This is a genomic window from Lysobacter yangpyeongensis (assembly GCF_042655745.1).
Classification (GTDB): domain Bacteria; phylum Pseudomonadota; class Gammaproteobacteria; order Xanthomonadales; family Xanthomonadaceae; genus Agrilutibacter; species Agrilutibacter yangpyeongensis.
Genome location: NZ_JBHSNM010000002.1, coordinates 16,967 through 31,852, shown reverse-complemented (window position 1 = coordinate 31,852; position 14,886 = coordinate 16,967). Strand labels below are relative to the sequence as shown.

The window sequence follows — 14,886 nt, the reverse complement described above, 5'->3', positions numbered from 1 at the left end:
CCGTTCGCGGCCGTCCAGATCGACCAGGTCATGCCTGCCCATCCAGCAACGTTTCCGGAGCGCCGCCATGGCTGACGCCACCGGCCACCTTCCGCGCCATCCGTCGCGCATCCTCAAGGCCGCCAGATGGTCGATGCAGGGCCTGCACGCCGCCTGGACGCACGAGTCGTCGTTCCGGCTCGAGGTCTACCTGTTCGTGGTGCTCGCGCCGATCGGCTGGTGGCTGGGCCAGACGCCGGTCGAACGCATCCTGCTGGTCGGTTCGATGCTGCTGGTGATGAGCACCGAGCTGCTCAATTCGGCGATCGAAGCCGTGATCGAGCGCTACGGCCCCGAATTCCACGAACTGGCCGGCCGCGCCAAGGACATGGGCTCGGCAGCGGTCTTCGTGCTGATGATGAACGTACTGCTGGTGTGGGGCGCGATCCTGCTGCCAAGGATCCTGTAGGGCGGGTCTTGACCCGCCTGCTTCCCCTGAATGCCTGAAACGGCGGGTCAAGATCCGCCCCACGAGAGTGCGCAAGTGATTGAACTGCTGACCGACCCGCAAACCTGGATCACCCTGTTCACCCTGAGCGCGATCGAGATCGTGCTCGGCATCGACAACCTGGTGTTCATCTCGATCGCGGTGAGCAAGCTGCCGCTGGTCAAGCGCGAGAAGGCACGCAAGTTCGGCATCGCGGTCGCGTGCCTCACCCGTATCGGGCTGCTGCTGACCCTCGCCTGGCTGGCGGGTCTCACCAATGACCTGTTCCATGTCTTCGGCCAGGGCATCTCGATGCGCGACCTGGTGCTGATCCTCGGCGGCGTGTTCCTGCTGGTGAAGGGCTCGGCCGAGATCAAGGACCTGATCGTCGGCGAGGAAGAATCCGAGGATGTGCACACCCGGCCGGCGGTGTCCTTCCTGGGGGTGATCGCGCAGATCGCGGTGATCGACATCGTGTTCTCGCTGGACTCGGTGATCGCCGCGGTGGGCATGGCCAACCAGACACCCGTGATGGTCGCGGCGATCCTGCTCGCGGTCGCGGTGATGCTGATGGCGGCCACGCCGCTGGGCCATTTCATCGAACGCAATCCCACGATCAAGATGCTGGCGCTCGCCTTCATCGTGCTGGTGGGCGTGTACCTGATCGCCGACGGCTTCGGGCTGCATGTCCCGAAGGGCTACATCTACGGTGCCATGGGCTTCTCGGCGCTGGTCGAATGCCTCAACCTGTGGGCCAAGCGCAACGCCCTGCGACGGGTGGAAGCGGATTGACGGCAGCCGGCACGGCGGGCGATTGATTTCGCCGCCGTGCTCCCCCACCGTGGGGTGGCGCCGGGCCGGTTTCCTCACGTCGGCTTGATTCCGGCCGATGCTGCAATGCACGGCGCGCCACCGATCCGCCACGCCAACCCGGGGGAACTCCCATGCGCAAGCTGCTCATGATGCTGGTCCTGGTCCTGCTCGCCGCGATGCTCGGCGGTTGCGGCTACAACACCATCCAGCAGAAGGACGAGGCGGTGAAGGCCGCCTGGTCGCAGGTCCTCAACGTCTACAAGCGCCGCGCGGACCTGGTGCCGAACCTGGTCGCCACGGTACGCGGCTACGCCACCCACGAGCAGCAGGTGCTCACCCAGGTGACCGAGGCGCGCTCCAAGGTGGGCAGCATCAACGTCAATGCGGACGATCCCGCCTCGCTGCAGCAGTTCCAGCAGGCGCAGGGCGAACTGCAGAGCGCGATCGGTCGCCTGCTGGTGGTCAGCGAGAACTACCCGCAACTCAAGGCCGACCAGAACTTCCTGCAGCTGCAGGCGCAGTTGGAGGGAACCGAGAACCGCATCGCGGTGGAGCGCCAGCGGTACATCACGGCGGTGCAGGACTACAACACCTACATCCGCTCGTTCCCGCAGAACCTCACCGCGATGATGTTCGGCTACAAGACCAAGCCGAACTTCACCGTCGAGAACGAACAGCAGATCCAGGAAGCGCCCAAGGTCGATTTCGGCCAGCCGGCGACGGCGCCGCAACCGCCGGCGCAGCAGCAACCGGCGCAGCAACAACCGGCGCAGCAACAGCCGGCACCGGCCGGCGGCTGAGCCGGCGACGTAACCGTCGATGCTGCGACGCCTGCTCGCGCTGAGCGTCCTGCTGCTGGCCTGCGCGTTCGCGCAGGCGCAGCAGCTCGCGGCGATTCCGCCGCTCACCGGCCCCGTCATCGACACCACGATGACGCTGGACGCCGCGACGAAGCAGCAACTCGAAGCGCAGGCGCGCGCCCTGCAGCAGCGCAAGGGCAGCCAGCTGCAGGTGCTGATCGTGCCGACCACGCAGCCGGAAGACATCGCGCAGTACGCCGTGCGCGCCTTCGACCAGTATCAGCTGGGGCGCAAGGGCACCAATGATGGCGTGTTGCTGGTCGTCGCCAAGGACGACCGGCGCGCGCGCATTGAAGTCGGTTATGGGCTCGAAGGTGCGATTCCGGATGCGACCGCGATCCGCGTCATCACCGAGTACATGACACCGAAATTCCGCGCAGGCGACTTCAACGGCGGGCTCGTCGACGCCACCGCGGCGCTGGTGAAGCTGATCGACGGCGAGCCTTTGCCTGAGCCCCTGGCGGAGCCGCGCGCAGCGTCGCGGCACGGTGGGGGCAGCGGTTTCCTGTTCGCGCTCTTCGCCGCTTTCATCGTCGCGCAGGTCGCGCGTGCGTTCCTCAGTCCCTTGCCGTCCTTCCTGCGCGGCGTGCTCGGCGGCGCCGCGGCCGGTGGCGTGGCCTGGCTGGTGTCGTCGCTGGTGGTCGCGGGCGGCATCGGCGGAGTGATCGGTTTCGTGGTCGGACTGGCGAGCCTGCCGCGCGGACGCTACGTCGGCCACGGCGGCTGGGGCGGCTTCGGCGGTGGGGGAGGCTGGGGCGGCGGCGGTTTTGGGGGAGGCGGCGGCTTCGGCGGCGGAGGCGGAGGCGGCTGGTCCGGTGGCGGCGGCATGAGCGGAGGCGGCGGCGCCTCCGGCAGCTGGTAGGGAGTCCGCGATGCGCCTGCTCAGACATCTCTTCGCCATGCCTTCGCGCCGCCTCTTCGCCAAAGACGCGCTGAAACGCATCGCCGAGGCGATCGCCGCCAGCGAAGTGCGGCACACCGGCGAAATCGTCTTCGCGGTGGAAAGTGCGCTGCATCCGCGTGCGGTGCTCGCGGGAATGCAGGCACGCGATCGCGCGCAGGAGGTCTTCGCGCAAGTGCGCGCCTGGGACACGCGCGCCAACAACGGCGTGCTGCTGTACCTGCTGCTGGCCGACCATCGCATCGAGATCGTGGCCGATCGCGGTTTCGACGGACTCGTCAGCCCCGAGCAATGGCGTGGCGCCTGCCAGCTGGTCGAAGAGGGTCTGAAGGCCGGCGAGCCCGAGGCCGCCGTGCTGCGCGGCCTGGAGGCCCTGTCCGCGCTGATCGAAACGCATTTCCCGCGCGCGCCGGGCTACGTGGATGCCAACGAGCTTCCGGATGATCCGCACCTGCTGTAGGTAGTTGGGGATCGGGCATCCAACGGCGGTCCGCAGTCGCGCAGTGTCGTGACCCGCGGTTGCGTCGCGATGGTGGGCTCGGGCCCACCCTACGGCACAATAGGGCATCCCCCGCGGAGCACCTTTCCGGCATGACCGTCCTGCACCAGATCGATCCCGTCGCCCTCGACCTCGGCACCTGGAACCTGCCGCTGCTCGGCAGCATCCATCCGCAGATCCACTGGTATGGCGTCATGTACCTGCTGGCCTTCGTGGCGGCCTGGTGGCTGGGCCGCCGGCGCGTGCGCGCGGGACGCCTGCCGGGCGTCGACGAAGCCGCGTACGGCGATCTGATCTTCTACTGCGCGCTCGGCGTGGTGCTGGGTGGCCGCCTCGGCTACATCCTGTTCTACGACCTGCCCACCTACATCGCCGAGCCGCTGCAGGTGTTCAAGATCTGGCAGGGCGGCATGAGCTTCCACGGCGGCCTGCTCGGCGTCGTGTTCGCCGCGTGGTGGTGGTCGCGCCGCCATCGTCTGCACCTGTTCGACACCGTCGATTTCGTCGCGCCGCTGGTGCCGCCGGGGCTCGGCTTCGGCCGTCTCGGCAATTTCATCAACGGCGAGCTGTGGGGCAAGCCGACCGGCGGCGAGTGGGGCGTGGTGTTTCCCAGCGATCCGGCACTCCAGCAACTGCCGATGCAGCAGATCCGCGAGCAGTTCGCCACCGGCGCGCTCGACCAGTTCGCGCGGCATCCGTCGCAGCTGTATCAGGCCGGGCTCGAGGGGTTGGTGATGTTCGCCGTGCTGTGGTGGTACTCGCGCAGGCCGCGGCCGCGTTATGCGGTGTCGGGCCTGTTCGCGTTGCTCTATGGGCTGTTCCGCTTCGTCGTCGAATTCGTGCGCGTGCCCGACGCGCAGATCGGCTATCTCGCGTTCGGCTGGCTGACCATGGGGCAGGTGCTGAGCCTGCCGCTGATCGCCCTCGGCCTGTTCTGGTTGTGGCTGTCGCGGCGCTCGCCGACGCTGCAGCCGGCGCTTTCGCACTAGGAGGCACCGATGAAGCAGTACCTCGATCTCCTCCGCCACGTCCTCGAGCACGGCACCGAGAAATCCGACCGGACCGGAACGGGAACGCGCAGCGTGTTCGGCTGGCAGATGCGCTTCGACCTGGCGCAGGGCTTTCCGCTGGTCACCACCAAGAAGCTGCACCTGCGCTCGATCGTGCACGAACTGCTGTGGTTCCTGAAGGGCGAGACCAACATCGCCTATCTGAAGGACAACAAGGTTTCGATCTGGGACGAATGGGCCGATGCCGAGGGCGAACTCGGTCCGGTATACGGCAAGCAATGGCGGCGCTGGGCCGGTACGGACGGCCGGGAGATCGACCAGATCAGCTGGGTCGTCGACGAGATCCGGCGCAATCCGGATTCGCGCAGGCTGATCGTGTCGGCCTGGAACGTCGCCGACCTGCCGCACATGGCGCTGATGCCGTGCCACACGATGTTCCAGTTCTACGTGGCCGACGGAAAGCTCAGCTGCCAGCTCTACCAGCGCAGCGGCGACATCTTTCTCGGCGTGCCGTTCAATATCGCCAGCTACGCGCTGCTCACGCACATGGTGGCGCAGGTCTGCGACCTGGCCGTGGGCGACTTCGTGCATACGCTGGGCGACGCGCACCTGTATTCGAACCATTACGAACAGGCCCGCGAGCAGCTGACACGCACGCCGGGTGCCTTGCCGAGCCTCCGGCTCAATCCGCAGGTGCGCGATCTTTTCGCCTTCGGCTACAACGACATCGCCATCGAAGGCTACGATCCGGCGCCGGCGATCAAGGCGCCGGTGGCGGTCTGATGCCACGCAACGATAGCGGCGAGCACCGGATGCGGACGATGTGCGCGTCATGATTCCGCTGCATCTGATCGCCGCGCTCGACCGGCACGGAGCCATCGGCAAGGACAATGCATTGCCGTGGCATCTGCCCGACGATCTCAAGCGATTCAAGTCGCTCACGCTGGGCAAGCCGGTGCTCATGGGCCGCAAGACGGCGCAGTCGCTGGGGCGCGCGCTGCCCGGCCGGACGAACCTGGTCCTGACGCGTTCCGGCGCGGTACCGTTCGATGGGATGCGGGCCGTGGCTTCGCTCGATGAAGCGATGCGAATCGCGAACGGCGAAGGTGCCGACGCCTTGTGCGTGATCGGCGGCGGCGAGGTCTATGCGCTGTGCCTGCCGTTGGCCACGCACCTCTACCTGACCCATGTCGATGCGGTGGTGCAGGGCCCGGATGCGCACTTTCCGGCGTTCGACCGGGACGAATGGCGCAGCGTCGGCCGCGAAGCGCATGCCGCGGATGCGCGCCATGCGTTCGCCTTCGAATTCGTCGATTACGTGCGGTCGCGCTGACCGGCGCGTCAGTGCGATCCGCCCAGGCGGAACCGGGCCATCGCGAGCGCACCGGACTGCGGCTTCCGCGAGGCGCTGTGCGAATCCGCGTGCCGCTGCGGCGGACACATGGGCTGCCTTGTGCGGCGCCCGTGCGCCAACCCGATCGCAAGCAGGGCGAAGGCAACGGCCACCAGGGCGAACGTCGCCGGCACGCGGCTACTTGCCCTGCGGGCGGTGGTAAGGCGGCCGCGGACGCGGCGGATTGGCGGGGACGTCGCGCCCCGGCACCTGCACGACACGCAGTTCGTCGGTGTCCAGCTGCAGCGCGGTGAGCTTGCCGCCCCATACCGCGCCGGTATCGATGGCGTGCACGCCGTGGCCGATGAAGAGGCCGAGCGTGGACCAGTGGCCGCAGACGATCTTCAGATCGCGCTCGACCCGTCCGGGGACCTCGTACCAGGGATAGAAGCCCGGCTGCTGCGTGCCCGGCGCGCCCTTGTCCTCGAAGCCGATGCGGCCGCGCGGCGTGCAGTAACGCAGGCGCGTGAAGACGTTGATGATGGCGCGATGGCGATCGACGCCGGTGAGCTTGGGATGCCATGCGGGCTTGTCGCCGTACATGTTCTTCAGCAGGCGGCCGGGCTGGTCGCCGTGCAGGCGCTCCTCGACTTCGCGCGCATGGCGTTCGGCCATCGTCGTCGTCCATTTCGGCGCCAGGCCGGCATGGACCATCATCCAGCCCAGCGAACGATCGACGTGCAGCAGCTTCTGCATCCGCAGCCAGCCGATCAGCTCGTCGCGATCGGGGGCGAACAGCACGCCCTGCAGATCGGCGTTGACCTTGCGCTGCTCTTCCTCGCGACGCTCGCTGATTGCCAGCAGGGAGAGGTCGTGGTTGCCGAGCACCACGATGCTGCTGGCGCGCAAAGAATGCACCAGGCGCAGGGTTTCGACCGACTGGCCGCCGCGGTTGACCAGGTCGCCGCAGAACCAGAGCGTGTCGCGTGCGGGGTCGAAGGCCAGCCGTTCCAACAGGCGCTGCGTCGCGTCGTAACAGCCCTGCAAGTCGCCGATCGCCCAGACCGTCATCAGTGCAGCGTCCGCGGAACGGTCAGGGTGAAGGCGGGAATGGGCGCCTCGAACTGCGTGCCGTCGTCGGCCAGCATCCGGTAGCCGCCATGCATGGTGCCCAGGTCCGTTTCGAGCACGGCTCCGGAGGTGTATTCGAAGTGCTCGCCGGGCCGCAGATAAGGTTGCTCGCCCACGACGCCGTCGCCTTCGACTTCCTCCGTCTTGCCGTTGGCATCGGTGATGATCCAGCGCCGCGTCAGCAGGCGCGCGGGCAACTGGCCCGTGTTGCGGATGCGGATGGTGTAGGCGAAGACGTAGCGGTCCTGCTCGGGCTCGGACTGATCATCGAGGTAGCGCGTGGCGACATCGATGTGGATGGCGTAAAGACGTTCCATTGCGGAAGTGTAGTGCGCGGCGTGCGGATCGGGAATGCGCCGGCTGAAAGGAGGTGCGGCGCCGCCGCGCGGCCGGGACGCCTCGTCGATCTGGCGCTGTGTCTTTCGTGCAGCGACCGGGTCGCAGCGTCAGGAGCGGATCAGTCGCCCGTCTGCGTGGCCAACGCGTTCGCGAGCCTGACGAAGCCGGCGACTTCGATCTGTTCGGCGCGCGCATCCGGACGCAAGCCGGCGGCCTCGATCGTCGTCGCGTCGCATTGTTGCGAGAGCGCATTGCGCAGGGTCTTGCGGCGCTGGCCGAAGGCATCACGGACGACGGCGGCGAAGCGCGCAGGATCCTGCACGGCCACCGTGGCCGGATCGCGCGGCACCATGCGCACGACGGCGGAGTCCACCTTCGGCGGCGGGCGGAACGCGCCCGGCGGCACGGTGAAGAGCGGCGTCACGTGGCAATACGCCTGCAGCATCACGCTCAGCCTGCCGTAGACCTTGCTGCCCGGCCCGGCGGCCATGCGGTCGACCACTTCCTTCTGCAGCATGAAGTGCATGTCGCGGATCGCGGCGGCGTGTTCGAGCGCATGGAACAGGATCGGCGATGACAGGTTGTACGGAAGGTTGCCCACCAGCCGGATCGGACCGCCGTTGTGCGCCAGCGCGGTGAAGTCGACCGTCAGCACGTCGCGATGGATGACTTCGAGCGTGCCGTGGGCGCGCGCGGCTTCCGTGAGCGGGAAGATCAGGTCGCGGTCGAACTCGATGACGGTGAGCTCGCCGTGGCGATCGAGCAGAGGGAAGGTGATCGCGCCCTGGCCGGGACCGATCTCGACGAGACGATCGCCCGGCTGCGGATTCACCGCCTGCACGATCTTCTGGATGATTCCCCGCTCGTGCAGGAAATGCTGGCCGAGGTGCTTCTTGGCCGGTTCGGTGAAGGCGGCGGATCGACTCATGCGGGGATTATCGCTCGCCGTGGTCGCGGCGCTTACATGCGGCGCATGCGTCGGGCGGCCATGCGTGCGCAGGTCTCGGCCGCGGCGATGAGGCTGGAAGGATCCGCGATGCCCTGGCCGGCCAGGTCGAGGGCGGTGCCGTGGTCGACCGCCACGCGCGGATAGGGCAGGCCGAGGGTGAGATTCACTGCCCGCTCGAAGCCGCTGTATTTCAGTACCGGCAGGCCCTGGTCGTGGTACATCGCGACCACCGCATCGAAGCCGCGCAGCTTGCCCGGCAGGAAGGCGGTATCGGCAGGCAACGGGCCGACCAGCTGCATTCCTTCGCTGCGCAAGGCGTCGAGTGCGGGAGTGATGATCCCGATTTCCTCGCCACCGAGGTGGCCGCCCTCGCCGGCATGCGGATTCAGGCCGAGCACCGCGATCACCGGATCGGCGATGCCGAAGTCGCGCTGCAGGGCCGCATGGGTGATGCGCAGCGTGCGGTCGAGGCCCTGGGGCGTGATCGCGTCGGCGACGGCGCGCAGCGGCAGATGGGTGGTGACCAGCGCGACGCGGACGATGTCGTTGGCCAGCATCATCACCACGTCGCAACCCGCCTGCGCGGCGAGCAGTTCCGTGGTGCCGGTATAGGCAATGCCGCCTTCATTGATGACCGCCTTGTGCACCGGGCCCGTCACCAGCCCGTCGAAATCGCCATGCAGGCACGCCGCTGCGGCCTGCTGCAATGCGCCGATCACGGCGGAGGCGTTGCGCGGGTCGGGTGCACCGAAGTCCGGGGTTGTCGCATTCGCGACTTCGATGATTTCCAGCTGGCCGGGCTGTGTGGCGTCCTGGTTGGGCGAAACCAGCGTGAGCGGCAGGCCCAGTGCCTGCGCCGCCGCGGCAAGGCTGCGCGGATCGGCGAACGCCGTCAGTCGATAGTCGCGTCGCTGCTGCGCGAGTCGGATGCACAACTCCGGCCCGACGCCGGCCGGCTCACCGGGAACCAGCGCGAGCCGGACAGGTGCCATGGCTCAGCCGTTGGGCTGCGCGGCCGGCTTGGCGTCCTTCTTGGCCGGCTCAGCCTGCGCGTCCGCCGGCAGGCCCTTGCGCATGTCGACGACATAGGCTTCGTCGCGCATTTCCTGCAGGTACCGGTTCCACTCGTCCTCGAGCTTGCGGCGACCGATGGTGTCGCTGATGCGCGCGCGGCGGTTTTCCTCGTTGGCATCGGTCTGGCGGGAGGCGACGCGCTGCACGATGTGCCAGCCGGCGTCGGTGCGGAACGGGGCGGAGACCTGCCCGTCGGCCAGGGCTGCGACCTGGCCACCGAAGTCGGTGCCGTACTGTTCCGGTACGAACCAGCCCAGGTCGCCGCCCTTCGCCTGCGAATTGAGGTCCTGCGATTCCTCGCGCGCGACTTCGGCGAAATCGGCGCCGCCCTTGAGGCGTGCGGCGATGGTGTCGATGCGCGCCTTCGCGGCAGCCTCGCCGGTGGTCTCGTTGATGCGGATCAGGATGTGGCGCGCGTGCACCTGGGTGATCATGTTGGCGCTGCCCGACTGCGCTTCGTCGCGCACTTCGACCAGCTTGAGCAGCTGGAAGCCGCTGGCGCCGCGCAACGGCGCGCTGACATCGCCGGGCTTCATGCTCTTCACCAGCGTCGCGAAGGCCGCCGGAATCTCGTCGACCGAACGCCAGCCCAGGTCGCCGCCCTCGAGCGCGTTGGGGCTGTCGGAATAGCGGACTGCGGCGGCGGAGAAATCCATCTCGCCGCGATCGAGCAGGCCCTGCACGCCCTCGATCTTGCTGCGCGCCGTCTTGATCTGGTCGGGCGTGGCGCCTTCCGGCAGCGCGACCAGGATGTGCGCGAGGTGGTACTGGACGCCCGCGTTCTTCTGCGCCGCGAGGGCCGCGTCGATCTCTGCCTCGCTGACGGCGATGCGGCTCTGCGCGAAACGCTGGCGCAGGCGCTGGACGACCAGCTCGTCGCGGATCGAATTGCGGAAGTCCTCGAACGTGCCGCCGTCGAGCACGGCCTGCTGGCGCAGCTGGTCCAGCGTCATCCGGTTCTGCTGGGCGATGTTCGCGACGGTGGAATCCAGTTCCTGGTCGGTGACGCGCACGCCCGTCTGCTCGGCGCGTGCGAGCTGCAGCTTCATCAGGATCAGTCGTTCGAGCACCTGGCGTTCCAGCACCTCGCGCGGCGGCAGCTGGTTATCGCGTCCCGCGTACTGGCGCGTGATGTTGTTGACGGCGCGGTCGAGCTCGCTGCGCAGGACCACGTCCTCATCGACCACTGCGGCGATCCGGTCGATGGACTGCAGATCGGCAGCCTGCTGGGCGAAGGCCGATGCGCCGGACAGCGCGGCGGCCGCGAGGAGGCACGCAAGGAATTTCTTCATGGAATCGGATCAGGAACCAGGTCGGTATCGGTGCGATCCACCGACGTAGGCGGGACGAGATAGAGGTCGTCGCGGTCGTAGCCGAGAATAGCACGGCGCAGGATACGCCTCGTGTCCTGGCCGGCGGAGCCCAGCCCCTTCAGCTCGAACTCGACCTGCAAGCTGTTGTTCAGCTCGCCGGTGCGGTTGCGCAGGTAGCGACGGCCCATGACGCGCACGGCCAGGCAGCAGCTTTCCCACTGCACGCCCGCCAGCTGTTCGAGCGGCTTGTGGTCGAGCAGCGAGTAGTAGTAACGGCCCACCACGCTCCAGTTCGGATTGATGGGGTACAGGAACGAGAAGTCGGCTTGCTTGAACAGGTCGTTGCGGGTCAGTGCATTGCGACGATAGCGGTAGCCGATGTTCACCACGCCCTGGTCGCCGATCAGGTAACGCGCGCGCAGGCTGGCCAGGTTGGTGCCTCGGTACTTCGGGTCCCACTGGTAGGCCGCGGAGATGTTCCAGCGATCGCTCGGCGCGACCATGGTCTCCGCTACCCAGGCCGACTTGCCCTGCTGCACGGGCGCTTCGCCCTGGATGATCACCCGCGACTCGTCGAAGTACTTGATCTGCCCCAGGCTCACCGACAGTCGTTCGCGCCCGTCGTCGGCGCCGATGAAGCGGGTGGTGATGGCGGCAGTCAGCTGGTTGGCGTCGGCCTGACGATCCGCGCCGCTGTAGCGGTTGTCGCGGAACAACTGGCCCCAGCTGAAGGTAAGCGGCGCCGAATCGAAGACCGGGATGCCGTCCTGGTTCTCGTAGGGCACGTGCAGGTAGTACAGCCGCGGCTCGAGCGTGTTCAGGTAACGGTCGCCGCGGATGGTGGTCTCGCGGTCGAAGAACAGCCCGGTATCGATGCTGCTGATCGGCACGCTGCGCGTCGGGCGATCGTCGCGGAAACGTTCTATCAGGGCCGGCGTCAGCGCGGTGTTGTAACGGGACGCGAATTCATTGGCGCGCTCCTCCGGCGTGCCATCGAGCTGGTAGCCGGTGTAGCGCCAGGCGAGCTTGGGGCGCAGGAACCAGCTGCTGCCTTCCAGCGGCAGGCTGACATAAGGCTTGAAGTCGAAGCGGCTGCCGCCCGGGACGTCGCGGTCGGCACCGGCCTGGCTGATGTCGTCGTGCTCGAAGTGGACGAGTTCGGTGTCCAGTCCCGCTTCCAGCCAGTTGCCGAACGGTTGGGCCCAGTGCAGGTAGGCCCGTGGCAGTCGGTCGAAGGGCAGGCTGCGCTCGCTGAGCGTGTAGTCCGCGAGCTGGTGATGTTCGGCCATCAGGGCCGCATCCCACCAACGCCCCTGGCCATAGAGTCCCGCGGTGCTGGTGATACGCGACGACGACAGTCCGTAGAGGCTGTTGTTGAAATCCTCGAAGTAGTGTGTGTCGCTTACCCAGCCCAGATTCGCCCGTGCAAACCAGGTCTTGTCCAGGCGATGGTTCACCTTGACCTGCAGGCTGCCGCGATCGTTGGGCAGGGTCGCATCCGGGATGGGATTGCCGTTGAGGTCGTTGAGATACCGCGACGGCTCGTCTTCCGGCAGGTTGTCGTGCGGCATGTAGTTGCCGGATACCTCGCCGCTGCCGCCGTGATACAGCCAGCGGAAGTCGCCACCGAGCGCGAAGCCGCGCTTGCTCATGTAGCGCGGGTACAGCGTGGCGTCGTAATTCGGCGCCAGGTTGAGGTAGATCGGCTGGCGCCAGTCGAAGCCGTTGCGGCCCGACATCGAGATCGACGGATACAGCAGGCCGGTCCGGCGCCGCTCGTCGATCGGGAACATCAGCCATGGCACGTGCAGCACCGGCACCTTGCCGATGCGCAGGGTGGCATTGCGCGCGACACCCATGCCTTCTTCGGTGTTGATGTCGATGCGGCGGGCGCGCAGTTCCCAGGCCCGCTGTCCGGGATCGCAGGTCGAATACGTCGAGCCGATCAGCGCGCCTTCCGAACCGTGCATCTCGATGGCTTCGGCACCCCCGTTGCCGCGGCGACGGGTGAGCTGGTACTTCAGGTCCTCGATCCGGTGCGTGTCCTTGTCCTGGTTGCCGGTCGCGCGCTCGGCGAGCACGCGCATGCCGGCATCCTGGTATTTCACGCTGCCTTCGGCCGTGTAGTCGCCCGTTTCGCGATTGAAGGTGAGCTTGTCGGTGTGCAGCGACTGGTCGCCGCGGTTCAGCGAGACATTGCCCTGCACGAGCGTGTTCGCGTTCTCCAGATCCTGGAGTTGGTCGCCCTCGATGTCGGTGGGCTGTTGCGCCCGCGTTTCCGGAGTGCCGCTGGACGGTGGCGGTGCGGGCTCGTCGAAGCCCGGCAGGGCGTCGACCACCGGACACAGACCCCAGTTCTCGTCGTCGTCGTCCTTGGCGTGGGCCGGCAGGGCCAGCGCGATGCAAAGCGACAACGGGAGCAGGCGAAGGCTGGGGCGCACGCGGGCATCCGGGTCCGTACAAACGGCCGCTAGCTTGCCGTATCCCATGCATACGGGCAATGCAGATGCGGTCCGCGGTCCGCTGGCATTCAAGCGAAGGGTGCGCGGATCGGCGTGCACACCGACCCAGCTTTCCGAACGTCGGGACCTCGCCGGTGCGCACGCATGCATGGGCACCGGCTCGTCCAAACGAGCCCTGGTGTTCTTGCCCTGGGCCAGGGCCCTGTGACCGTTCCCAACCGCGCAAAAGCTGGGGCGACAAAAACAAGACGGCGGACCTCGAGGGTCCGCCGTGCGTGGTGCGTCATCCAGTGGTTAGCGCGGTGCGGCCGTCGTCTTGGTACTCGCCGTGCCGGCTTCGTTATGCGGAGTATTCTTCGTGGGTTCGGCCGGCTTGTCGCTGGCTCCCGCGAACAGCGTGGGCTCATCGAAGTCGATATCCAGCCAGGCGCGGTCCTTCAGGCCGACGGCCCGATCCAGCATCGTGGGCAGCAGGCCGGTCGGCAGCGAACTCTCGCTGTTCCAGAGGATGGCGATGCCGAGATCCCGGTCGGGGAGCAGTGCCACGACGCCGCGATAACCCTGTACCGCGCCACCGTGGAAAACCAGGTTGTTGCCGGCATAGTCGTACACGCGCCAACCGAGCGCGTAACCCGCCGAATTCAGTCGCTCGCGTCGCCAGGAGGAACCGCGCAGTTCCGTCGGGGTCGCGACCAGCGGCTGGTGCAGCGTGGCCAGCAGCGGCGCGGACAACACGTCCGGCCGATGCCCGGTCTGCGCGAGCAGCCACTGCGCCATGTCGCTGGCGCTCGCATTGACTCCGGCAGCGGGCAGGACCCGGTAGTAGGCAGGCTTCGGCGTGAGCGACAGCCAGCCACCACGGGTACGCACGTGGGGGCGTGCCCAGTTCGCGCTGGTGAGGATTCCGTCGAGGCCCACGGACGCGTCGGTCATGCCGAGCGGATGGAAGATGCGGTTCTGCACCGCCTGGGCGTAGGGCTGGCCCGAGGCGCCCTGGATCACGTCGCCGATCAGGCTGAAGGCGATGTTCTGGTAGCCGTAGCAGGTGCCCGGCGCGCATTCCATCGGCGCGTAGGCCAGCTTCTGGGTCAGCGTCGCGTAGTCGACGTTGGCCTCGAGGTCGCGATCGTAGGCGTTGTGGTGCAGGCCGACGCGATGGCTGAGCAGGTCGGCGACGGTCACCTGGGCGGCCGCGGTGGGGTCGGCGAGCCGGAAGTCCGGGTCGTACTGGATCAGGCGCGTGTCCCAGCGCAGGCTGCCGTCGTTGACCATCAGGCCGGTGAGCGTGCCGGCGAAGGCCTTCGAAAGGGAGGCCAGCCGGAACACCGTGTGGCCATCGACCGGCATCGGTGCGCGGGTGTCGGTGACGCCATAGCCACGTGCGCTGAGGATGCGACCGTCGTGAACGATCGCCATCGCCAGGCCGGGAATGCGCTGGTCCGCGACCAGTTGCTGGGCCATGGCTTCAAACCGGGCGACGTCGAAGTCCTGGCCCAGCGGAAGCGAATTGCGAACGTTGCTGCGATCGATCAGGCCGGCCCGGGAAGCCGGAACGGCCTGTGCCGCCTTGCCTTCCCAACGCAGGGGCGTCTGGGCGCTGGAGCCGATCGCCTGCGTCATCAGGCACGAGAGGATCAACCCGGCTTGCCACATCCTGCGGGACCGGCGGCTGGATGGTTCTTTCATCGCTCGCAGCGCCTGCGTATGCTCTAAAACGCGCCCGATCATAGCGCCAA

At 67.5% G+C, this 14,886-nt stretch carries 14 protein-coding genes and 1 pseudogene; 8 read left to right on the top strand and 7 right to left on the bottom strand.

What is annotated here, in order from left to right; translation table 11 throughout:
* Positions 1–67: 67 nt before the first annotated feature.
* The 8 genes from ACFPN1_RS06895 (at position 68) to ACFPN1_RS06860 (ending at position 5,882) form a co-directional block, all read left to right on the top strand.
* Complete coding sequence (locus tag ACFPN1_RS06895) at positions 68–448, top strand: diacylglycerol kinase (RefSeq protein WP_386754104.1); 381 nt, start codon at positions 68–70, stop codon at positions 446–448.
* A gap of 75 nt (positions 449–523) precedes the next feature.
* On the top strand, positions 524–1,258 hold the full coding sequence (locus ACFPN1_RS06890; protein WP_386754103.1) for a TerC family protein: 735 nt from the start codon (positions 524–526) through the stop codon (positions 1,256–1,258).
* A gap of 152 nt (positions 1,259–1,410) precedes the next feature.
* A complete protein-coding gene (locus ACFPN1_RS06885) occupies positions 1,411–2,079 on the top strand; it encodes a LemA family protein (protein WP_386754102.1) in 669 nt (222 codons plus the stop codon).
* Positions 2,080–2,098: 19 nt separating this feature from the next.
* Complete coding sequence (locus ACFPN1_RS06880; protein WP_386754101.1) at positions 2,099–3,001, top strand: TPM domain-containing protein; 903 nt, start codon at positions 2,099–2,101, stop codon at positions 2,999–3,001.
* A 10-nt stretch (positions 3,002–3,011) separates the two neighbouring features.
* Positions 3,012–3,500, top strand: coding sequence for a TPM domain-containing protein (locus ACFPN1_RS06875; RefSeq protein ID WP_386754100.1), 489 nt, complete (start codon positions 3,012–3,014; stop codon positions 3,498–3,500).
* Positions 3,501–3,631: 131 nt separating this feature from the next.
* Positions 3,632–4,528 carry a prolipoprotein diacylglyceryl transferase gene (gene lgt / locus ACFPN1_RS06870; protein ID WP_386754098.1) on the top strand — a complete coding sequence of 299 codons (897 nt, stop codon included), beginning with the start codon at positions 3,632–3,634 and terminating at the stop codon, positions 4,526–4,528.
* A gap of 9 nt (positions 4,529–4,537) precedes the next feature.
* Positions 4,538–5,332 carry a thymidylate synthase gene (locus tag ACFPN1_RS06865; protein ID WP_386754097.1) on the top strand — a complete coding sequence of 265 codons (795 nt, stop codon included), beginning with the start codon at positions 4,538–4,540 and terminating at the stop codon, positions 5,330–5,332.
* A 49-nt stretch (positions 5,333–5,381) separates the two neighbouring features.
* A complete protein-coding gene (locus ACFPN1_RS06860) occupies positions 5,382–5,882 on the top strand; it encodes a dihydrofolate reductase (protein ID WP_386754096.1) in 501 nt (166 codons plus the stop codon).
* 198 nt (positions 5,883–6,080) lie between these two features.
* Here ACFPN1_RS06860 and ACFPN1_RS06855 read toward each other — a convergent pair whose 3' ends face one another.
* The 7 genes and pseudogenes from ACFPN1_RS06855 to ACFPN1_RS06825 all read right to left on the bottom strand — a co-directional run bounded on the left by ACFPN1_RS06855 (position 6,081) and on the right by ACFPN1_RS06825 (position 14,836).
* The gene (locus ACFPN1_RS06855) at positions 6,081–6,953 is read right to left on the bottom strand and encodes a symmetrical bis(5'-nucleosyl)-tetraphosphatase (protein ID WP_386754094.1); all 873 of its coding nucleotides are present in this window, start codon (positions 6,951–6,953) and stop codon (positions 6,081–6,083) included.
* Entirely contained in the window at positions 6,953–7,330 is a 378-nt protein-coding gene (gene apaG / locus ACFPN1_RS06850) for a Co2+/Mg2+ efflux protein ApaG (protein ID WP_386754093.1), read from the bottom strand. The genes ACFPN1_RS06855 and apaG overlap by 1 nt, the downstream gene beginning before the upstream one ends.
* 140 nt (positions 7,331–7,470) lie before the next feature.
* Positions 7,471–8,280: a 16S rRNA (adenine(1518)-N(6)/adenine(1519)-N(6))-dimethyltransferase RsmA gene (gene rsmA / locus ACFPN1_RS06845; protein WP_386754092.1), complete on the bottom strand. Its 810-nt coding sequence runs from the start codon at positions 8,278–8,280 to the stop codon at positions 7,471–7,473.
* A 32-nt stretch (positions 8,281–8,312) separates the two neighbouring features.
* The gene (gene pdxA / locus ACFPN1_RS06840) at positions 8,313–9,293 is read right to left on the bottom strand and encodes a 4-hydroxythreonine-4-phosphate dehydrogenase PdxA (RefSeq protein ID WP_386754090.1); all 981 of its coding nucleotides are present in this window, start codon (positions 9,291–9,293) and stop codon (positions 8,313–8,315) included.
* Positions 9,287–10,667 (bottom strand): annotated as a pseudogene (locus tag ACFPN1_RS06835) (peptidylprolyl isomerase); the annotation flags it as partial. The pseudogene ACFPN1_RS06835 and the gene pdxA, both read right to left, overlap by 7 nt.
* The gene (lptD, locus tag ACFPN1_RS06830) at positions 10,664–13,129 is read right to left on the bottom strand and encodes an LPS-assembly protein LptD (protein WP_386754089.1); all 2,466 of its coding nucleotides are present in this window, start codon (positions 13,127–13,129) and stop codon (positions 10,664–10,666) included. The pseudogene ACFPN1_RS06835 and the gene lptD, both read right to left, overlap by 4 nt.
* Before the next feature lie 315 nt (positions 13,130–13,444).
* Positions 13,445–14,836 (bottom strand): serine hydrolase domain-containing protein, encoded by a 1,392-nt coding sequence (locus tag ACFPN1_RS06825; protein ID WP_386754088.1) that lies wholly within the window; start codon positions 14,834–14,836, stop codon positions 13,445–13,447.
* Positions 14,837–14,886 lie beyond the last annotated feature (50 nt).